The sequence below is a fragment of the Nesterenkonia sp. YGD6 genome, assembly GCF_022565895.1.
Lineage (GTDB): Bacteria > Actinomycetota > Actinomycetes > Actinomycetales > Micrococcaceae > Nesterenkonia.
In genome coordinates, this window is the sequence record NZ_JAJOYY010000003.1 from 1 (window position 1) to 20494 (window position 20494).

Annotated in this window: 20 protein-coding genes and 1 tRNA gene; 13 read left to right on the forward strand and 8 right to left on the reverse strand. The window is 67.2% G+C overall.

The features are described from left to right. The 3 genes from LTI14_RS05230 to LTI14_RS05240 form a co-directional block, all read left to right on the forward strand. A partial coding sequence (locus LTI14_RS05230; RefSeq protein WP_241475974.1) for an IS481 family transposase occupies positions 1-828 on the forward strand: 828 nt, incomplete at its 5' end. 280 nt (positions 829-1108) lie between these two features. Beyond that, complete coding sequence (locus LTI14_RS13230; protein WP_342357731.1) at positions 1109-1549, forward strand: BON domain-containing protein; 441 nt, start codon at positions 1109-1111, stop codon at positions 1547-1549. A 402-nt stretch (positions 1550-1951) separates the two neighbouring features. After that, positions 1952-2509: a sigma-70 family RNA polymerase sigma factor gene (locus tag LTI14_RS05240; protein WP_241465230.1), complete on the forward strand. Its 558-nt coding sequence runs from the start codon at positions 1952-1954 to the stop codon at positions 2507-2509. A gap of 461 nt (positions 2510-2970) precedes the next feature. Here LTI14_RS05240 and LTI14_RS05245 read toward each other — a convergent pair whose 3' ends face one another. Next, positions 2971-4296: an NAD(P)-binding domain-containing protein gene (locus tag LTI14_RS05245; protein ID WP_446740378.1), complete on the reverse strand. Its 1326-nt coding sequence runs from the start codon at positions 4294-4296 to the stop codon at positions 2971-2973. 99 nt (positions 4297-4395) lie between these two features. On the opposite strand from LTI14_RS05245, the gene LTI14_RS05250 reads away from it, so the two are divergent. Together LTI14_RS05250 and LTI14_RS05255 are read left to right on the forward strand one after the other, a co-directional pair. Further along, positions 4396-4794 (forward strand): ArsR/SmtB family transcription factor, encoded by a 399-nt coding sequence (locus LTI14_RS05250; RefSeq protein WP_241475976.1) that lies wholly within the window; start codon positions 4396-4398, stop codon positions 4792-4794. Beyond that, positions 4791-5918, forward strand: a complete 1128-nt coding sequence (locus LTI14_RS05255) for an ArsO family NAD(P)H-dependent flavin-containing monooxygenase (protein ID WP_241475977.1) — start codon at positions 4791-4793, stop codon at positions 5916-5918. Before LTI14_RS05250 ends, LTI14_RS05255 begins: the two co-directional genes overlap by 4 nt. A gap of 3 nt (positions 5919-5921) precedes the next feature. On the opposite strand, the gene LTI14_RS05260 is transcribed toward LTI14_RS05255, so the two are convergent. Then, a complete protein-coding gene (locus LTI14_RS05260; protein WP_241475978.1) occupies positions 5922-6584 on the reverse strand; it encodes a pentapeptide repeat-containing protein in 663 nt (220 codons plus the stop codon). A gap of 68 nt (positions 6585-6652) precedes the next feature. Between LTI14_RS05260 and LTI14_RS05265 the strand changes: the two genes are divergently transcribed. Further along, positions 6653-7099, forward strand: coding sequence for an NUDIX hydrolase (locus LTI14_RS05265; RefSeq protein ID WP_241465235.1), 447 nt, complete (start codon positions 6653-6655; stop codon positions 7097-7099). Positions 7100-7138: 39 nt separating this feature from the next. Here LTI14_RS05265 and LTI14_RS05270 read toward each other — a convergent pair whose 3' ends face one another. Continuing rightward, positions 7139-7567 carry a hypothetical protein gene (locus tag LTI14_RS05270; RefSeq protein ID WP_342357723.1) on the reverse strand — a complete coding sequence of 143 codons (429 nt, stop codon included), beginning with the start codon at positions 7565-7567 and terminating at the stop codon, positions 7139-7141. Positions 7568-7619: 52 nt separating this feature from the next. Further along, the gene (locus LTI14_RS05275) at positions 7620-8609 is read right to left on the reverse strand and encodes an NAD(P)H-quinone oxidoreductase (protein WP_241475979.1); all 990 of its coding nucleotides are present in this window, start codon (positions 8607-8609) and stop codon (positions 7620-7622) included. A gap of 102 nt (positions 8610-8711) precedes the next feature. On the opposite strand from LTI14_RS05275, the gene LTI14_RS05280 reads away from it, so the two are divergent. The 4 genes from LTI14_RS05280 (at position 8712) to LTI14_RS05295 (ending at position 10792) form a co-directional block, all read left to right on the forward strand. Further along, positions 8712-8799, forward strand: a tRNA-Ser gene (locus LTI14_RS05280). A 114-nt stretch (positions 8800-8913) separates the two neighbouring features. Next, the gene (locus LTI14_RS05285; RefSeq protein WP_241475980.1) at positions 8914-10131 is read left to right on the forward strand and encodes an MFS transporter; all 1218 of its coding nucleotides are present in this window, start codon (positions 8914-8916) and stop codon (positions 10129-10131) included. 101 nt (positions 10132-10232) lie between these two features. Then, entirely contained in the window at positions 10233-10556 is a 324-nt protein-coding gene (locus LTI14_RS05290) for a hypothetical protein (RefSeq protein ID WP_241465238.1), read from the forward strand. 32 nt (positions 10557-10588) lie between these two features. Then, a complete protein-coding gene (locus tag LTI14_RS05295; protein WP_241475981.1) occupies positions 10589-10792 on the forward strand; it encodes a DUF2945 domain-containing protein in 204 nt (67 codons plus the stop codon). A 241-nt stretch (positions 10793-11033) separates the two neighbouring features. On the opposite strand, the gene LTI14_RS05300 is transcribed toward LTI14_RS05295, so the two are convergent. Then, positions 11034-11843: a DNA-formamidopyrimidine glycosylase family protein gene (locus tag LTI14_RS05300; RefSeq protein WP_241475982.1), complete on the reverse strand. Its 810-nt coding sequence runs from the start codon at positions 11841-11843 to the stop codon at positions 11034-11036. Between the two features lie 38 nt (positions 11844-11881). Further along, a complete protein-coding gene (locus LTI14_RS05305; protein WP_241475983.1) occupies positions 11882-12769 on the reverse strand; it encodes a hypothetical protein in 888 nt (295 codons plus the stop codon). 67 nt (positions 12770-12836) lie between these two features. On the opposite strand from LTI14_RS05305, the gene LTI14_RS05310 reads away from it, so the two are divergent. After that, positions 12837-14240, forward strand: coding sequence for a phosphomannomutase/phosphoglucomutase (locus tag LTI14_RS05310; RefSeq protein ID WP_241475984.1), 1404 nt, complete (start codon positions 12837-12839; stop codon positions 14238-14240). 30 nt (positions 14241-14270) lie between these two features. Continuing rightward, positions 14271-15989 (forward strand): flavin monoamine oxidase family protein, encoded by a 1719-nt coding sequence (locus tag LTI14_RS05315; RefSeq protein WP_241475985.1) that lies wholly within the window; start codon positions 14271-14273, stop codon positions 15987-15989. Positions 15990-15993: 4 nt separating this feature from the next. On the opposite strand, the gene LTI14_RS05320 is transcribed toward LTI14_RS05315, so the two are convergent. Next, complete coding sequence (locus LTI14_RS05320) at positions 15994-16785, reverse strand: carbon-nitrogen hydrolase family protein (RefSeq protein ID WP_241475986.1); 792 nt, start codon at positions 16783-16785, stop codon at positions 15994-15996. Positions 16786-16855: 70 nt separating this feature from the next. After that, entirely contained in the window at positions 16856-18475 is a 1620-nt protein-coding gene (locus LTI14_RS05325) for an SLC13 family permease (protein WP_241475987.1), read from the reverse strand. Positions 18476-18737: 262 nt separating this feature from the next. Here LTI14_RS05325 and LTI14_RS05330 point away from each other — a divergent pair, with 262 nt between their 5' ends. Continuing rightward, the gene (locus LTI14_RS05330; protein WP_241475988.1) at positions 18738-20351 is read left to right on the forward strand and encodes a BCCT family transporter; all 1614 of its coding nucleotides are present in this window, start codon (positions 18738-18740) and stop codon (positions 20349-20351) included. Positions 20352-20494: the final 143 nt, after the last annotated feature.

A 20494-nucleotide genomic window follows, 5' to 3' on the forward strand; every position in this document is an offset into this window, starting at 1 on the left:
GAAGGCCCCGCCGGGCTCATCGATCGGTCCTCCCGACCACGCAGAAGCCCCGGCGCCACCACCCCTGCGAAGGTCGCCCAGGTGCTCGAAGCCCGCGAACACCACCGTGAAGGACCCGCGGACCTCAGCGTGCGCACCGGAGTTCCGGCCCGCACGATCTCACGGATCATCGCCCGCGCCGGGTGGCCCCGGCTCTGGGAACTGGACCCGATCACCGGAGACCGGATCCGTGCTGGCCGCGCCACCGAGCACCGCTACGAACACTCAGCCCGCGGGGATCTGATCCATGTGGATGTGAAGAAGATCGGCCGGATCCCGGCCGGTGGAGGCTGGAGGGCACAATCAGGTCAGACCCGCGAAGTCCACAACACCGGGCGTCAGCAAGTGGGCTTCGACTACGTCCACGTGGCCGTTGATGATCACTCCCGGCTCGCCTACGCCGAGGCGCTGCGCGATGAGACCGGGCAGACCTGCGCGGAGTTCCTGGCCCGAGCGGCGGTCTTCATGGCCGCCCACGGGGCCCCGGTGAAGCGTGTGATGACTGATAACGCGCTGGCCTACACCCGGTCCCAAGCATTCCAATCGGTGATGGGCCGACTCGGAGCCAAGCACCTACGGACCAAACCTCGACACCCGTGGCAGAACGGGAAGGCCGAACGGTTCAACAGAACCTTGCAGGAGGGGTGGGCCTATCGGTGCCGCTACACCTCAACGGCTGATCGGACGGCAGCTCTTAGACCGTGGTTAGACTTCTACAACCACCGGCGCCGACACAGCGCCCTTGGAGGCCATCCGCCCATCACTCGCTGTCAACAGCCTCGTGGCTGAGTACAACTAGGCCAGAGCCCGCCGTCGAGATGCGGGAGAAGTTTCCATGCAGAGACGGTGGGACCTCCGGCCCTACAGGATGCCGAGCCCTTAGACCACAGTGGCATTAGACCCGCAGCTCTGTGGGCAGTGACCAGAGGAGTTCGTCTATGCAGCTCGCATCAACGGCCGAGACTCCCACGGACCGCGCCCTCCAGACCGCAGCGGCAGTGGATCTCAAGGGAACCCCGGATCAAGATGCATCCAGGGTGACAGTACTGACGGAGTGGTCGTGAACCCGGTGGCTTCGCAATGGGTCGCAGATTCCGATATCCGCAGAACCGTTGAGCGAGCCTTGACCTGCGACACCGCTGTGCCCCGGGCAGTCAAGTCTCAGGTGCTGAACCGCCACATCACCCTGACCGGTGAGGTGGACTGGGACTTTCAACGCGAAGCCGCCCAGCTGGCGGTCCAAGACCTCTGCGGAGTGAAATCTCTGGACAACCAGATCACCCTGATCGACCGCACGCCTGCGGAGAACGCTGAACAGCGGCTGAAGAACGCCATGTTGCGAAACCCGCAGCTCGACGCCCGCGACGTGAGGGTCACCATCTTGGGCGACACCGCCATCCTGACCGGGCATGTGACATCTCTGGCGCAGAAGAAACAGGCAGGTCTGGCGACCTGGGCCTGCCCCAACGTGACCCGGATCGACAACCGACTGGCCGTCCGACCGTACTGACCAGAGCCTCCAGAACGCCCTAGGCGTTTCACGTTGGGACCTAAGTCCCTTCACGTAGTCAAGACACGGCAGTTGACTGCTTATTGAAGGCATCGTTCGAATCGTGAATAGCCGAATCGCTCTCGGCGAGTCCCTTGCACCGGACACGACCCCGAGAGCAGTAAGGGATCCTCCTCATGCTTGTTCATCCCCCTTTTGAACGCAGTTTCTCCGAAAAGTCGCTATCCGGCCGCACCGGCCGTCATAGGGAACCAAACCTTGAACAGCGAGAAGACCTGAAACTTCTTGCCGTGGATCTGTTGACTGAGCTCGGGGTCGCGGTGGAGGTCGCACCTGCCGCGCAGGGATGTCCCCCTCCGGAGATCGGCGCTGGATGCGCTGGACCTCGAGGAGGTGTCTCCCGTGCGTGCAGCAGCTGAGACGAACTTCAATGTCACTGAGTCCTACGCCGCGCACGGAGGGGCCCTCTTCGCGCACGCGTTCAACGCGCTGGGTGACCGGGCCGAGGCGGAGGACTGCGTGCAGGAAGCGTTCATCCGAGCCTGGCGCAGCAGAGGGCGATACAGCAGCTCGCGCGGCTCGGTGCGGACCTGGCTGTTCGCCATCGAGCGGAACCTCATCATCGACTGCCTCCGGGCGCGCGCCCGGCGCCCGGCGCCCTCGGACGCGGAGAAGATCGAATGGGCGAGCGAGCCGGTGACGGAAGACCTGCTCATCGTGGAGCGGCTCGTCCTGTATGAATCCCTGGCCACCCTCACCTCCGAGCACCGGGAGGTCATTGTCGCCGTGCAACTAGACGGCAGAAGCTATCAGGAGCTTTCGGAACAGACGGGGGTTCCGGTCGCGACCTTACGGACAAGAATGTATTACGGGCTGAAGTCACTGCGAACGGCACTGGGGGCCCATGCTCACGACGGAGGAACTGCCGTCGCGGTGGAGGGAGCGTCGCGCCGGGGCTGAGGTGACCTGGCGGGACGAGGGAGCCGGCTTCGTGACGGAGCACTCCGACACTGCCCGGATGCGTGCAGGTCTCGGACCACAGACCCCCCGCCCCAGCTCTCGGTAGGAGATCCCGGTTCGAGTCGCCGACGAGCTGCTCGGACGGTGCCGCCTGACCAGCTGTCCCGCTACAACGTCGCGCTCTGGCCACGATCTCGGACGTCAGGCGACCATCGCGCCGGGGCGGTCAGAGCGCGCGTCCACATATCTGCGACCTGCCGGTCGTCCAGGTCATGGCGGAGCTCTCCGGTCGCGCGCAGGTCCTGCGCGAACAGCAGCATGTTGCGCGCTCCGCGATGCGAAACACGTGGCAGCTCACCTCGCCGAACTCGATTCCGGCAGCTCAGCCGCGTGACCAATCGCAGAATCAATGCAGCGAGCCCCTCCCAGGAAAGTCCGGGAGGGGCTCGCTGCGTCTGACATCAGGCGTCGGCCGGTGCGCGGCCGATCGAGATGAGCTGCGGTTCGGGCGCTGGAGCACAGCAGCCTCCACCGGTGCTCTCTGGCGCGTCGAAGTCGCCCGCACCGCCGCAGACACCGGTGTCCGGCAGCTCCAGCTCGACCCGAGCCGCGCCTTCGTGGTCCCCGGCCAGCTTGGCGACGACGCTGCGCACCTGCTCATAGCCGGTCAGTGCCAGGAAGGTCGGGGCTCGACCGTAGGACTTCATGCCGACCAGGTACAGATCAGGTTCAGGCTGGGCCAGGTCGGCGGCGCCAGTGGCCTGCACGGAGCCGCAGGAGTGAATATTGGGGTCGATCTCGGCCGCAACACGGCGCGGCGCTTCCAGGATCGGATCGAGATCGAGACGCATCTCGGACAGGAAGGACAGGTCTGGCCGGAACCCGGTCAGCGCCACCACAGCGTCTGCAGCGGGCAGCTCACGCCCATCCTCGTCGATCAGCACCAGCTGCTCACCGGTCCGACGAACCTCGGCAGTCCTGAATCCAGTGACCAGCTCTACGGCGCCGGATTCGACCGCCTGCTTCGCGCGCTGGCCCAGTGCACCACGCTGGGGCAGCTCGTCGGCGGCGCCCCCGCCGAAGGTCCCTTCGCTCACCACTCGGCGGATCGCCCAGGTGATTCGGGTGTCAGGGTGCTGTTCTGCGATCTGGACGAGCTCGTGGAGAGCGTTGAAGGCTGAATCGCCTGCCCCGAGGACCACGACATGCCTGCCGGCGTACCGCGCGGGCTCTGCCCGATCAGGCACCTGATAGGTGATCAGATCAGCTGCCGCACGTTCACCCAGGGCGGGCACGCCGTCTGCGCCGGCGGGGTTCGGGACCCGCCAGCTGCCGGAGGCGTCGATGACCGCGCGGGCCTGAACGCGCGACTCCCTGCCCGCGGAGTCGATCATATGGATGGTGAATGGCTGGGCTGCCCGGTCGGCGTCGACCAACCGATCCCGTCCCTTGCGCGAGACCGCAGTGACCCGCGCATCGCATCGGACGCGGCCACCCAACACCTTCGCCAGCGGTGCAAGGTAATCCTGAACCCATTGCGCCCCGGTGGGGTAGCCCTCCTGGGGCGCGGTCCATCCGGTGGGCTCCAGCAGACGGGCCGAGGCCTGGTCGATCAGCTCGGGCCATGCCGAGAACAGCCGCACGTGTCCCCATTCGGAGACGGCAGACGCCGGGCTCTGACCCGATTCCAGCACCAGGGGCTCGAGACCATGCTCCAAGAGGTGCGCTGCTGCGGCCATCCCCTGGGGTCCGGCACCGATCACTGCGACGGGAAGATCACTCATCATCCACTCCTCCTCATATTCAAGAACATCGATACATTCACTGCCTGCCACCACTGTCAGCCACGCATCGACAAATGTCAATATGTCAGCCAGAATAGGGGTGTGCCCACAACTCTTCCCGCGATCCGACCCGACGAGCTCGCCGCCTGCTGCGTGCCCGTGACCGGCGGCCTCGTCAATGATGAGACCGCCGAGACGCTCGCCCGGGTGTTCAAGGCACTCGGTGACCCCACCCGGGTCAAGCTGCTCTCGATGATCGCCGCGGCACCGGAGGGCGAAGCGTGCATCTGCGAGATGACCGGCCCGATAGGCCTGGGGCAGCCGACGGTCTCGCACCACATGCGGATCCTCGTGGACGCTGGCCTGACCCGCGGTGAACGACGGGGCAAGTGGATCTATTACCGCGTGGCTCCCGACGCGCTCCAACTGTTGGCAGGCGCCCTCGCCCCCGCGGGTGACCTGGTGGCGTGTCGCAGCGATCTCCCGGACGGAACCGAGTGACTGAACAGCCCGACCCAGCGCAGGGTCCCACGCCACAACCACCTGCCCATGTGCAGGTCGCCATCGTCGGCGGGGGCCAGGCAGGACTCGCCACGGGCTTCTACCTTCGCCGGGCCGGCCTCACGCCGGGTGAAGACTTCGTGATCATCGATGCCGCCGACCGCCCCGGCGGCGCCTGGCCTCGCATGTGGGACGGGCTGCGCATCTTCTCGCCCTCGTCCTCCTCCTCGCTGCCCGGATGGATGATGCCGACCTGGGACGAGTCCGCGCACGGATACCCGCCGCGCTCCCACGTCGTGGACTACCTCACCCGTTACGAACAGCGCTATGAGCTGAACGTCTGTCGCCCCCATCGGGTCACCGCAGTGAAGACCGAGGATCAGGATCCGCAGGGACGGATGCTCCTGACCGGTGACGATCTTTCCCTGTCCGCGCAGACCGTCATCTCAACCACGGGCACCTGGGAACGACCGTTCTGGCCGGTCTACCCCGGCATGCGCGATTTCTCCGGGAAGCAGCTGCACGCCGCGGACTACAAGAACCCGGAGGAGTTCGAGGGTCGGCGGGTCATCATCGTCGGCGGAGGCAACTCCGCGGCCCAGATTCTGGCCGAAGTCTCCACGGTTGCTGAGACCACATGGGTGTCCAGCCGCCCACCGAGGTTCTTGCCCGACGACGTCGACGGCCGGGCGCTCTTCGCCGCAGCCACCGCCCGCATCCGCGCACTGGAAGAGGGCCGTGAGCACGCCGGGGTCGCCGGGCTCGGCGACATCGTGATGATCCCCTCCGTGCGTGAGGCGCGAGACCGCGGCGCGCTCACAGCCCGCCCGATGTTCACGCGCCTGACCTCCACCGGGGTGGCCTGGGAGAACGATGACACCCAGGACGCGGACGTCATCATCTGGTGCACCGGGTTCCGCCCCGCGCTGCATCACCTTCAGCCTCTCGGCCTGCGGGATGCGCACGGTCATATTCGCGTCGGCGGACCGTCCAAGACACAGGTCCTTGCCGACCCTCGGCTCTATCTGCTCGGCTACGGGGACTGGACCGGCACGGCGTCCGCCACCTTGGTCGGCGTCGGTCCCTTCGCGAAAGCCACCGCGATGGCCGTCGCAGACGCCTGAGGCTCAGCGCGGCGCCTCGGACACCAGCAGACCGAGGTGCTCCGCCAGCGCGGGGGCCAGCTCCACCAGCTGCTCCTCGCTGATCACCGCGCCTTTGAGCCCGGCCAGCCCGACGATCCGGCTCAGCCGGGCGCCGCGCAGATCCACGTCCTTCAGTCGTGCCTCACGAGCCTCCAGGGTTCCCACGGTGCAGTCGGAGAATCTCACCCGGGTGGCGCGGGCGCCGGAGATGTCCAGCTCGGCGATCGTGCAGTTCTCGAACAAGACGTCGGCGATCACGGCGTTGCGCAGGTTCACCAGATCAAGCTTGCACCCGCGCAGCACCAGCCCGCTGATCCCGGCGTCATAGAGCTCCGCGACGCCGAAGCGGCTGCCGTCCATGACGACCTCCCGCCAGGTGGACCGCGGAGCCTTCAGATGCGGCGCGTTCACCCGCTCCCAGTGAGATTCGACCACCGAGGCGGCGGAGAGGTCGGCGTCCATCAGAGTCACGGACCGCAGGAGACACTCGGTGAGTCTGCCGCCGGAGAGATCGATGCCGCTCAGGTCGGCGTCTTCGAGGACGATGCGGTCTCCCTGGCCGGTGCACTCAAGGGCTGCAGCGCTGCCCGGCGCGAGGTCCTCGAGTCGGGACGCGCGAAGTCTGGGGCCTTGAATCGGTCTCATCTGCCTGCCTCTCGGTCGCGCTCAGCCTAGCCCCGCGGGCAGACATCGCCCGGTGTTACAGTGCAAATATGGACCTTCGAGTAGCTTCTTATGCCGTCATCACCGACCACGATGGGCGGATGCTGCTGCCGCATTGGCATGTCAGCGGGACCGCCAAAGGCTGGACTCTGCCCGGTGGCGGCCTCGACCCGGGCGAGGACCCCGCCGACGGCGTCGTCCGGGAGGTCTTCGAGGAATCGGGCTACGAGGCCGAGGTCGAGGAGCTGCTGGGCATCGACAATTTCATCATTCCCGGGGAGCGCCGGATCCATGACAGCCAGCGCGGCACACCCCTGCAGAATCTGCGCATCATCTACCGGGCGCGGATCACCGGCGGGTCACTGACGGTGGAGCCGGAGGGGTCCACCGATGATGTGCGCTGGTTCAGCCACGCAGAGATCGACGGTCTGCACCGGGTCTCGCTGGTCGACGTCGGCCGCCGGTTCGCCGGGCTGCTGAGCGACGCCGTTCGCTGAACGCCGAGCGAACGGTACGGTCCGGCGTCACACCCGAACTCAGACCGCGGACTCCGAGGCGTCCTTGAGTGAATCCTTGACCTGATCGGCGCGACGGCGCACAGCCACCAGCTCACCGTGACCCAGCCGCACCATCGCGGCGGCCTCTGCGGTGGTGGCCAGGTGATTCGCCGCCCGCGAGAGCGACGAATGCAGCTTCGTGGCCCCGCCGGGCACCTGCAGGCCGTCGCTGAAATGACTGATCTGCGCCTTGCGGCAGAGCTCGTAGACGGTGTCCAGCTGCTCGGCCAGCTCATCGCCGACCAGCACCAGCTGGCTGTAGGCCGCGTCGTCCTTCACGCCCTCGATCACCTGGTGGTACCGGTTCAGGCCGCGCACGTAGCGATCGTGGGCCTGCCGCCACAGTCCCTTGCCCAGCTCTTTGTCGAGGCGGCGGACGCGGCGGCGGCGAGGAAAGAGCTTCATCATGATGCCCGAGAGTCTATCGAATCCGGCCCTCCCTCAACGCAACAGGGGTCGATCACGTCATGGTCAGCAGGACCTTGCCGGTGTGGGTGCCGGAGTCGAAGTACTCATGCGCCGCAGCGGCCTGCTCCAGCGGGAAGGTCTTGTCGGTCTGGATCCTGATCTGCCCGGATTCGATCAGCGGCCAGATCTCGGCACCCACGGCCTGCACGATCTCGGCCTTGGCCTCGGCGTCCCGGGAGCGCAGGGTGGTCGCGATGATGCGCAGCCGCTTGGCCAGCATCAGCCCCAGGTCCAGCTCGGCGGTGCGTCCACCCTGCAGCCCGATGATCACCAGTCGCCCGGCGGTGGCCAGTGAGCGCAGGTTGGTCTCGAGGTACTTCGCCCCGACGACGTCGAGGATCACATCCACCCCGCGGCCCTCGGTGAGCTCCTGGACCCGTGCGCCGAGGTCCTCCTCGCGGTAGTTGATGACGTGGTCCGCCCCGAGCTCGACGGCGAGGCTCGCCTTGTCCGCGGAACCTACGGTGGTCAGCACCTCCGCTCCGAGCCCGTGCAGATACTGCAGTGCGAAGGATCCGATCCCTCCGGTCCCGCCGTGGACCAGCACGGTGTCCCCCGGCTTCACCTGAGCTTCGCCGCGCAGGTTCGAGTGCACGGTGGCGGCCACCTCGATCAGACCTGCGGCGTCGGTGAGGCTGACTCCGGTTGGCACCGGCAGCACATGGCGGGCATCGACGACCACCTTCTCGGCGTAGCCGCCACCGGCCAGCAGCGCCACGACTGCCTTGCCGATCAGCTCCTCCACGATGACACCACTGCCCTGACCTGCGGCGATGACTCGGCCTGAGACTTCCAGCCCGGGGATCTCGGAGGCGCCCCTCGGGGGCGGATACACCCCGAGGCGCTGCATCACGTCAGCACGGTTCAGTCCCGCGGCGGCGACCTCGATCAGCACCTGCCCGGTTGCCGGCGTGGGGTCTGCCTGCTCGGCGAGGGCGATGACCTCTGGTCCACCGGCGTCGCTGTACTGCACTGCTCGCATGCTCTCGCTCCTCAACTCGATCCGTCCCTGGGACTCACGTATAGTCTGTGTCTGGAGTTTTCCACGAAACGCTGGAGAGCTCCATGTCGGCTGAAATGCCAAGGAGCGCTGTCCGAGCGGCCGAAGGAGCTGGTCTTGAAAACCAGTGTGCGGCAACCCCGCACCGTGGGTTCGAATCCCACGCGCTCCGCTCAATGAGAAGGTGGGGTCCCGCGGCCGGGACCCCACTCAGGTTCTCGAAGCAGGTCTGAAAAGTTCGTCCCGCCCCGACCACGCGGACACCGGTGGTGAAGCGGAGGTGCGGATGCGCAAGGAATCGGCTGGGCCGGGACTGCTGAGCATCCTGCTCGGCGCCGTGGCCGTCGGCCCGCTGCTGCTCTACGGGCTCAGCGCCACCAGCGAAGAGATCATCACCGACCTCGGCATCAACGAGGCGCAGTTCGGGCTGCTGGCCACCGTCTGCTTCGCCTGCGCCGCGGTCGGCAATGCCACGCTTGGACGACTGGCTGACCGTCACTCGGATCTCGCGCTGATGACAGTGATCTTCTTGATCGCTTCCGTGGCGCTGGGTCTCGCCGGGGTCCCCGGCGGCTACATGGTGCTCATCGTCGCCGCCGGCCTCTCCGGGGTCGCCCAGTCCTTCCCGAATGGAGTCACCAATCGGATCCTGCTGGAGCGGGTGCCGGCGAATAGACGCATCGGCTGGGTCGGGGTCAAACAGTCCGGGGTCCAGGTCAGCCAGCTGGTGGCCAGCCTGAGCTTCCCGCTGTTGGCGGTGCTGATCGGCTGGCGCGGCACCGCGCTGCTTGCCGCCCTGCTCCCGCTGGTGCTGCTGGTGCTGACCTGGCGCATCCTGCGCACCGTCCCGCTGCTGCATCCGACTCGGAATGCCCCAGCGACGTCCGACGCATCCTCGGAGACCCCAGGCCCACCCCGCGGGCACTCCGCCGCGGTCTGGGCACTGGCGGCGTTCGGCTGCCTCAATGGGATCGGCGTGCAGGCGACCAACGTCTACCTCCCGCTCTTCGCGGTCCGCGAGCTCGACTTCTCGCTGGTCCTCGGCGGCGCCACCGCCGCCGTCGCCGGTGTGGTCGGGGTGACCGCCCGAATCGGGTGGGCGCGGGTGATGGCTCGAGGCACCTCCGGGCCGCTGCTGCTGCTGATACTGGCACTGACCGCGCTGGCCGGCGTCGGCGCCTTCCTCGGTGCCGACGCCACCGGCTGGTCCCCGCTGCTCTGGACCGCGGTGGTGCTCCACGGCGCCTCGGCCCTCGGCGTCTCGGTGGTGCTGATGAGCGTGCTGCTGCGCAGCATCCCCTCCGCGAAGATGGCCTCCTCCAGCGGAGTGGTCACCGCCGGAATGTTCACCGGATTCGCGATCGGTCCGCTCGGCATGGGCCTGCTGATCAGTTCGGGCGGAGGCTTCACGTTGGGCTGGCTCGCCGTGGGCGTCGTCTACCTGCTCTCCACGCTGCTGGCAGTGATCCTGGTCAGCCGCCGTCGTCGGCCTGGCAACGACTGACCTGTGACTCTGCGCTCAGCTCTCTTCCCAGGGTTGCTGGTGAACGGATCCGCGACACCAGTACAGTGAAGTCCGAGCAGACCCTACCCAGGAGGTCACCCATGACCGGGCACACTCCCCCGCAGGACGTCCAGCACGCCGCCCAACGCGCGCTGAGCTGGATCGATGAGGGCAAGGCCGGCAAGGGCTTCACCGACACCGGACGCCACCGGGCCCAGGAGCTCGCCGAGGGCTCTGAGCTGCCGGTGGAGCACATCCACAAGATGCGCCAGTACTTCGCGCGGCACACCGTGGACCGTGACGCCGAGGGCTTCCACCACGGCGAGGCCGGCTACCCCAGCCCGGGCCGGGTCGCCTGGGACGCCTGGGGCGGCGACCCGGGTGAGACCTGGGCGAACCGCGAGAAGTTCGACGACGCCGACTGACCCTCCAGCGCAGCAGAGAGCAGGCACCACCCATGGCGCTCAAAGAAGGCGACAAGGTCTCTTGGAACACCCCGCAGGGCAAGACCCACGGGACCGTGAATTCCAAGCACACCAAGGATCTGAAGTTCCAGGACCAGACCTTCCGCGCCTCCGCGGAGGACCCGGTCTACCTGGTGGAGTCGGAGAAGACCGGCGCCGAGGCCGCCCACCATGAGAAGGCGCTCGATAAGCGCTAGCCGCTCGGGGCTGCTTCTGCGCGGTCCGCGAAGGTGATCGCACGAAGCCGTCCCGGCCACCGCTGCCAGATACATGATCCAGGCGATCATGAACGCCGACTGCGCGCCGGAGGTCTGCGCGGAGATCTCTCCGAGCAAGCCGACTGCTTCGACACTGCGATCACGACGTTCCCGAGCGCAGACCCCGCCCAGTCCTGAATCCGGGCTGCCCTGAATCCCGGGATACCCGGATTCAGGGCAATCAGGACTGGCAGGATGGGCAGAAATAGATCACTCGGTCTTCCACCGCGGCTTCGCGCAGCTCAGCCTCTCCGAGTTCGCTCCTGCGCACCCGGGTCCCGCAGCGCATGCAGGGCTTGCCGCCCCTCCCGTACACCCAGTAGGGCGGACCTGACGTGGGATTGGCGGTGGTGCACCGCCGGATGCGCAGCCTGTTCACAGTCAGCAGCTTCTCGCTGAGCTCGATCACCCGCGCAAGATCCGCCACCTCAGACACGGGCCGACTGGGCAGGATCCCGGCGAGGAAGCAGATCTCGCTGCGGAAGACGTTGCCGATGCCGGCAAGGTTGCTCTGGTCCAGCAGCGCCACCCCGATGCTGCGCCGCGGGGCCGACAGCAGCCGACGCGAGGCCTCGGTGGAATCCCAGTCGGGGCCGAGCAGATCGGGGCCGAGATGGGCGAGCTTCTCCTGCGCTTCGGCCGGGGAGGAGATGCTCAGCTCCCCCAGCGAGAAGCCCACGGCTTCCTGATCATGGGTGCGCAGGACGCAGCGCGCAGTGTGGGCCGGGCGTCGCCACCGAGGCCGTGCCCCCTGTGCGTCGCGGGGGTAGACGTGCCAAGTCCCCTCCATCTTCAAATGGGACTGCACCGTGAGATCACCGAACTGCATCAGCAGGTGCTTGCCACGGGCGATCACTCGCTCCACGGTCCGGCCGGAGAGATCCACGGTCGCATACTTCGGCACGCGGAAATCGCTCGCCGTGAGCACCTCTCCGGCAAGGGCGGCGTGCAGCACGGCCGCCTGCCGGAAGACGGTATCTCCCTCAGGCACGTCAGGTCTCCGTCAGCGGTTCTGCAGGAGGTCTGGGATCAGGTCTGGTTCTTGAAGACCACAAGGAACTTGCGGGCTTCCTCTTTGGTCAGCGGCGAGTGCGCAGAGAGCAGCTCGGCCGCCTCGTCCACCAGGTCATCGCGCAGCAGCGCGTAGAGCTGATCGTGGACCCAGGGCTCCAGGTCATCGTGGGAGAGAGTGATCTTCTCAGCGCCGCGCTGGACCTCCAGATGGAATCCTGCGATCTCCTCTTCCTCAGCACCCCAGTCCGCAGGGATGGTGAGTTCGTCTTCGGGGTTGAATCCCGACTCATCCATCAGACGCTTGGCGCGCTCATCGACATCGCGAGGGGCATCACCATCACGTCGGGGCTTCTCGCCGCCGGGGATGTTCGGGATCTGCTGGGCGTTCTCCCCGAGGATCTCGCCGGTCTGCGGGTCCGCCTCGCCGATGGGCTTGGAGGGGTCACGGTCGGAGGAGTCGGCGTCATCGCGGACTCCGTCGATGGCGTCTTCGACCAGCTCACCGTCGAGGGCCTCGTCCTCGGGGCCGGGCCGATCGTGGGTGTCGATCGGGCTGGCGACCGCGCCGCCGGCGGCCCCGTTCATCTCGTCTTCGGCCCGCAGCTCCGAGGGGGCCTGCTGGGGGTGGGCGTGCAGCGCCTGGACCGCGATGATGCAGTCCTTGATCGGCGCTCCGGTGGACTGCTTGAAGATGGCCAGCGCCCGCCGACCGTCCTCCGCGCCGATGGCGCGGTAGAGCTCGCGGTGCTGTTCGTCGGAGAGCGCGAGCGCAGCCTTGCGCGCGTTCTCAGGCGTCACAGCGACCTTGATGCCATCGTTGAGCTTCTGGGCCTGACGCTGCATGAGCATGCGGATGCCCAGGAACAACATGACGCCGATTGCGAGGACTACCAGTATTTCCACACCTCCAGTCTACGTGTGTTCCCCTGGGCGCGAGCTAGATGAACACCGCTCACGTACGATAATTCCCGTGACTATTGATCTTTCAGCCTCATTCAAGGCATATGACGTCCGCGGACTTGTGGACGAGACCATCACCGAAGAGTCGGTGCGTGCCGTGGGCGCCGCATTCGTCGACGTCCTCGGTCTCGCCGGGCAGACCGTGCTGGTGGGCGGTGACATGCGCGCTTCCTCCGCAGACTTCACGGCGGCCTTCACCCAGGGGGCCACCTCCCGCGGAGCGAACGTGACCCAGCTGGGTCTGATCTCCACGGACATGCTCTACTTCGCCTCCGGCACCATGGAGGCCCCCGGCGTGGTCTTCACCGCCAGTCACAATCCGGCACAGTACAACGGGATGAAGATGTCCAAGGCCGGCGCGGTGCCGCTCTCCGCGGAGACCGGGCTGGAGGACATCCGCGACGCCGCACAGACCTACCTCGACGCCGAGGAGATCCCCGCCGTCGATGAGACCGGTTCGGTGGAGCTGATCAACATCCTGGCCCAGTACTCCGAATACCTGCGCTCCCTGGTGGACCTCTCCGGGATCAAGCCGCTGAAGGTCGTCGTCGACGCAGCCAACGGCATGTCCGGGCTGACCACCGGTGCAGTGCTCGGTGATGACCTGCTGGCGGCCCTGCCGCTGGGAATCACCCCGCTGTTCTTCGAGCTCGACGGCACCTTCCCCAATCACCCTGCCAACCCGCTGGAACCAGAGAACCTCCGAGACCTGCAGGCGAAGGTGCGCGAGACCGGCGCGGACATCGGTCTGGCGTTCGACGGCGACGCGGACCGCTGCTTCGTGATCGACGAGCTGGGCGAGCCCGTCTCCCCCTCCGCGGTGACGGCGCTGGTGGCCCGCCGCGAGATCACCCGCGCCCAGTCCGAGGGTGAAGAGACTCCCGTCATCATCCATAACCTGATCACCTCCCGCGCGGTGCCCGAGGTCGTGGAGCAGGCCGGTGGTCGCGCCGTGGAGACCCGGGTGGGGCACTCCTACATCAAGGCAGTCATGGCCGAGGAGCAGGCGGTCTTCGGTGGAGAGCACTCCGCGCACTACTACTTCCGCGATTTCTTCAACGCCGACACCGGCATGCTCGCCGCCATGCACGTGCTCGCATCACTGGGTCACCAGGACCGGCCGCTGAGCGAACTGGCCGCCGAGTTCAACCCCTATTCCGCCTCCGGGGAGATCAACTCCGAGGTCGAGGACAAGGCCGGAGCGGCAGAACGGGTCGAAGCGGCCTTCGCCGACCGCGACGCGGAGATCTCCCACATGGACGGACTGACCGTCCGGGCCACGGACGGCACCTGGTGGTTCAACCTGCGTCCCTCCAACACCGAACCGTTCCTGCGTTTCAACGGCGAGGCCCACAGCACCGAGCAGATGGAAGCCGTGCGCGACGAGGTGCTCGCTCTGGTCACGCAGAGCTGAACCGCTGTCTCGCAGACATAGGCTGACCTCATGACGCTCTCCAGCCCGCTGCCTGAGACCCCCGATCCCGCAGACGCCGCCCTCGGGGAGGCGACGCTCACCATGCTGAATCCGGACTTCCCCTTCAGCTACGACCACTACCTGCAGCACCCTGCGGGGCTGGGCGCCATCCCGGAGCAGGCTCAGGGCACCGAGGTGGCCGTCATCGGGGCCGGGCTGGCTGGCGTCGTGGCCGCCTACGAGCTGATGAAGCTGGGACTCAAGCCGGTGATCTTCGAGGCCGGGGAGATCGGCGGTCGGCTGAAGACCCAGTCCTTCGCCGCAGCACCGGAGGTGGTGGCGGATCTGGGCGGGATGCGCTTCCCCACCTCGGGAAAGGCGTTCTATCACTATGTGGACCTGCTGGGTCTGCCGACCCGTGAGTTCCCCAATCCACTCACCGCGGCGGCTCCCTCCACGGTCATCGAGCTCAAGGGCCAGTCGCACTACGCCGAGGACGCCACCCACCTGCCGCCCTTCTTCGCCGAGGTGGCGCACGCCTGGCAGCGCGCCCTCACCGAGGAGGCGGACCTGGCGGCCGTGCAGCAGGCGATCTGCGAGCGCGATGTCACCTCGTTGAAGCGGCTCTGGAACCAGCTGGTGGAGCGCTTCGACGATGAGTCCTTCTATGGCTTCCTCTCCTCCTCCCAGGCGTTCAAGGACCTGAGCTTCGAACATCTGGAGGCCTTCGGCCAGGTCGGGTTCGGCAGCGGGGGCTGGGACACCGACTTCACGAATTCGATCCTCGAGGTGCTGCGAGTCGTGTTCACCGGCGCCGATGATCACCATCGCAGCATCGACGGCGGCGCCCAGCGGCTTCCGGTGCAGCTGTGGAAGCACCGCCCCTCCGAGCTGCAGCATTGGACGCCTGGCACCTCGCTGGAGTCCCTGCACGGCGGAGCCCCGCGCGGAGCGGTCTCCGGGATCCATCGCGGCACCAACCCTGCGCTGCCCGGCGGCGGGGTGCGGGTGACCGAGAAATGGGGCCGCACCCAGGAGTTCGCCGCCGCGGTGGTGACCTGCCAGTCCTGGCTGCTCTCGGCGCGCATCGACACCGATGAGAACCTCTTCGCCCCTTCGATGTGGACCGCGATCGAGAAGAGCCACTACATGCTCTCCTCGAAGACCTTCGTGATGGTGGACCGGCCCTTCTGGCGGGACGTCGACCCCGAGACCGGGCGCCCGGTGATGTCTATGACGCTGACCGATCGGCTCCCCCGCGCCACCTACCTGCTGGATGAGGGCCCCGACCGGCCCGCGGCGATCCTGCTCAGCTACACCTGGAACGACGACGCCCTGAAGTGGCTGCCGCTGGACGCCGCCGAGCGGACCCGGCTGATGCTGCACTCGCTGGCGAAGATCTATCCCGGGGTGGACATCGGCGCGCATATGATCGGTGAGCCGATCACGGTCTCCTGGGAGGCGGACCCGAACTTCATGGGTGCCTTCAAGAACAACCTGCCCGGTCACTACCGCTATCAGGAGCGGCTCTTCGGGCACTTCGTCCAGGACCGACTGCCCGAGCACCAGCGCGGAGTCTTCCTCGCCGGGGATGACATCTCGTTCACCGCCGGCTGGGCCGACGGTGCGGTGACCACCGCGCTGAACGCGGTCTGGGGGGTGCTGCACCATCTGGGCGGCGCCGCGACCCGCGAGAATCCCGGTCCGGGTGACGTCTGGGATGAGCTGGCCCCGGTGCGGCTGGACTGAGCGGCTAGAGCCAGTGACGATGCAGGTCCGCGCGCCGGTCCTGCAGGTAGTCCGCGCTGCCGGGCGCTGACTCCTCGGTGATCTCGGGCAGATCCACCACCAGCAGCCCCGGTTCCGCACCGAGCTCCCCCAGACGCTGACCGGCGGGGCCGACGACGACGCTGCGCCCGTCGAACACCAGCCCACCCTCCGGGCCGCAGTGGTTGGCATAGGCCAGGGCGAGACCGTTCTCAAGCGCGCGCGCGGGCAGCAGGATCCCAGGGACGGAGGCCTCGTCCCCGGCCAGGGCGGTGGGCACCAGCAGCAGCTGGGCGCCGCGGACCGCGGCGGCCCGCACCATCTCGGGGAACTCCACGTCGTAGCAGACCAGCAGGCCCAGTCTGAGTCCGCGCCAGCTGATCACCGGTGGTGGCTGCTTCCCCGGTGCGAACGCCGCCTTCTCCTCGGGCCCGTAGAGCTGGACCTTCTGATAGCTGGTGAGCACCTCTCCGTGCTCATCGGCCAGATCAGCGGTGATCCCGCGCTGATCCGGTGCCTCACCGCCAGGCAGGGACCACACCATGGCGATCCCGCGGTCCCGGGCGATGCCGCGCAGCCTGGCGCGGGCGGCGTCGACCTCTTCTGCGCCGACCTGTGCGCGGATCTGCGCCGGGACGTAGCCGAAGGCGAAGAGCTCGGGCGTGACCAGCAGCTGCGCCCCCTGCTCGCGCGCCTGCGCCGCGGCGTCGTCGATCAGGCCCAGATTGCGCTCGGTCTCCAGGGGTCGGGCGGTGTGCTGCATCAGTGCGATTCGCATGCGCCAAGTATCCCCCGACCTTCTGCGCTCACGGGGAAGGACGTGGAGGAACTCGCTGGAGCGCCATTGCCTAGAACACCATGTCGAAGGCGAGCGGGCCAAGGAGCACGGTGAAGATGGTGATCAGGATGATGCCGACGACGTTGAGGACGACGCCGCCGCGGACCATCTCGGTGATCTTGACGTAGCCGGTGGCGTAGACGATGGCATTCGGCGGGGTGCCCACGGGCAGCATGAATGCGCAGGTCGCGGCCAGTGCAGCCGGGATGAGCAGCGTCACCGGGTCCACCCCGATGCCTACGGCGACTCCGCCGAGGATCGGGATGAAAGTGGCTGCTGTGGCCGTGTTGCTGGTGATCTCGGTCAGCAGCAGCACGATGGTCACGACCGCGGCCAGCAGCAGGATGATCGGCAGTGCGCCGAGTCCGCTGACCTGTTCACCGAACCAGGCGTCCAGGCCGGTCGCAGCCACCGCGGCGGCCAGGGAGAGGCCACCGCCGAAGAGCAGCAGCACGCCCCAGGGGAGTCCCTCCTCGGCGTCCTTCCACTGCAGGGTCATGTTGCCCTTCTTGTCACCGGGCATCAGGAAGAGCAGCACGCCGGCACCGATGGCGATCACCGTGTCGTCGAAGAGCTCCAGCCAGGGCAGCTGGGTGCCGATGTCGCCGATCCCGGAGAGCAAGCCCGGCACGATCCAGCAGAATGCGGCGAGGATGAACACGCTCAGCACGACCTTCTCGCCCTGGCTCATCGGTCCCAGGGCGGAGACCTCGTCGTTGATCAGCTTCTTGCCGCCGGGGATCTCGTCGAGCTTGAAGCGGAACATCAGCCGGGTGATGATCAGCCAGGACAGGCCGATGAAGACGACCACGATCGGCACGCCGAGGATCATCCATTGGGCGAAGCCCACGGTGCGGCCGAGCTCCTCGCTGATATAGCCCGCGACGATCGCGTTGGGCGGGGACCCCAGCAGGGTGCCCAGCCCGCCGATGGTGGCGGCCCAGGCGATCGCCAGCACCAGGGCCACCCCGAAGATCCGCACATCGCGGTCGTCGATGACGTCGCTGATGGCCTTGCCGGAGCGGATCTCCTCGGTCATGGATTCGTTCTCGGCGCGGGTGCCGGTGTTCCGGCTGTTCTCCACCACCAGGGTCAGCACGCTGAGCCCGATCGGCAGCATCATCAGGGTCGTCGCGGTGTTGGAGACCCACATGGAGAGGAATGCGGTGGCGATCATCATCCCGAGGATGATCTGCCGCGGGTGCGTGCCGACCCGCCGCAGCGTCAGCAGCGCGATCCGGCGGTGCAGGTTCCACTTCTGCATCGCGATGGCGATCAGGAAGCCACCAAGGAACAGGAACACGATCGGGTTCGCGTAGGGCGCGGTGACCTCGGCGACCTCCAGTGCGGTGAGCACCGGGAACAACACGATCGGCAGCAGCGAGGTGACCGAGAGCGGCATGGATTCGGTCATCCACCAGACCGCCATCAGGATCGCCACCCCGGCCACCAGCCGAGCGTCGCCAGACATCTCGGCTGCGCCGAGCAGCGACCACACGAGGATGGCCAGCACCACGCCCAGGCCTCGGAAGGCCCAGGTCTTCGCCGGGGACCTCACGGGACCCGCGTCGTCGACGACAGCCCCACGCGGGGCCTGCCGTCCTGCTGCACCCCCGGAATCATCACCCATGGTTCTGCCCCCACCTTCTGATGCCCCACCCACCGAAACATGTGACAGATATCACGTGTGGCTCATAACCTAGAGCACGTTCGGTGAGCTGACTAGGGCCACGGGCCGAGAAACACCCACAGGCCCGCCGAGCCGGGGGCAGCATGGTGCCGCCAGGCGGGCGAGGTTCAGTATGCTTGTCCCCGATGTTCTGGCAGCCGCCCGCGCATTCGTCGCGGCGGGCTGTTGGCTCTGTTCGCTGAGCCAAGGACGCGGGTCACCGATGAACAGCCAGAAAACGCCCCCCAGAGCGGAGCCGGACACCGAGCGAAACGGTGTCAGCCGAGTCCCACGCAGCTCCCGACCCAGCGGAGTCTTCGTCGTCTCGGTGGCCGCGCTGCTGAGCTTCGTGCTCTGGGCCGCATTTGCCCCGGAACACCTGAACCTGGTGATGGCCGCGGCCTCGAACTGGTCCTCACAGAACATCGGGTGGGCCTATCTCGCGGTCACCGCCGGCTGCATCGTGCTGATGGTCTACCTCGGACTGAGCAGGTTCGGGAAGATCCGGCTCGGCGAGGATCACGATCGTCCTGAGTTCAGCAACTGGTCCTGGATCGCGATGATCTGCGGCACCGTGATGGGCATCGGACTGATCAGCTACGGTGCCGCGGAACCGATGAGCCACTTCATGGTGCCTCCGCATGGGCTCGCCGAGCCCGAGACCATGGACGCCGCCGTGCGTGCGATGCAGTTCTCCTACTTCAACTGGGGCCCCAACGCCTGGGCGCTGTTCGGCGTCTTCGGCCTGGCCATCGCCTACTCCACCCACCGTCGGCACAACACCGGGCTGGTCTCCCCGATGCTGCGCCCGGTGCTGGGCAAGAGCATGGACGGATGGGCGGGTCAGCTCATCGACATCTTCACCATCATCGCGACGCTCTTCGGCACCACCACCTCGTTGGGACTCGGCGCGGCGCAGATCGCCGAGGGGGTCAACAGCCTCACCGGGATCCCGTCCGATCTGTTCGTGCAGGTCGTCATCATCGCCGGGATCACCGTGGTCTTCACCCTCTCCGCGATGTCAGGGGTCACCCGCGGCATCAAGTGGATCAGCAAGGCCACCATGCTCGCCGCGGCCGCACTGGGCCTCTTCGTGCTGATCGTCGGACCGACCGGCTTCATCAGCAACCTCTACTTCCGCTCCATGGGACAGTTCGTCGCGGAGTTCCCGATGGTCGCGATGCTCACCCCGGGCACCCCCGAGGACCTGCAGTGGATGCAGTGGTGGACCTACTTCATGATGGCCTGGTGGCTGAGCTGGGGCGCCTTCGTCGGAATCTTCCTGGCGAAGATCTCCAAGGGGCGCACCATCCGCGAGTTCGTGGTCGCGGTGCTCGGCGTGCCGACCCTGGTCTTCAGCCTCTGGTTCACGATCTTCGGCGGATCCGCGATCCACTTCGACATGTTCTCCGGCACCAGCCTCGGCGAGGCAACCCTGCAGGACACCAACGTGACCTTCTTCGCGCTGCTCGGCGAGCTGCCGCTCACGGCCATCACCTCGGTGCTCACCGTGGCGATGGTGGTCCTGTTCTTCGTCTCCAGCGCCGACTCGAACACCTTCGTGCTCAGCGTGCTCTCCTCCCGAGGCTCGATGCACCCGAGTCGACCCATGCTGGGCATCTGGGGCCTGCTCACCGGGCTCTGCGCCATCGTCCTGCTGATCGCCGGCGGCCTGCAGGCGCTGCAGCAGACCGCGCTGCTCTCGGCGGTGCCGTTCACCGTCATCGTCACCCTGCTCGGCATCTCGCTGATCAAGCAGCTGCGCGGGGACGCCCGCTTCACCGGGATCAGGCACGCTGCACCTCGGCAGCCGGTCGGAGCCGGTCAGCACAACTAGCCCTGCTCCCGCCGTCTGTGCGTGCTCTGCGCAACCGCCAGGGGCGCAGAAAAGGCCCGGTCTGCGCGTGGAACGCGCGGACCGGGCCTTTTCAACAGCTCAGCGCCTCAGCTCCGAACCGTCACAGTTCAGGGACGTCGACT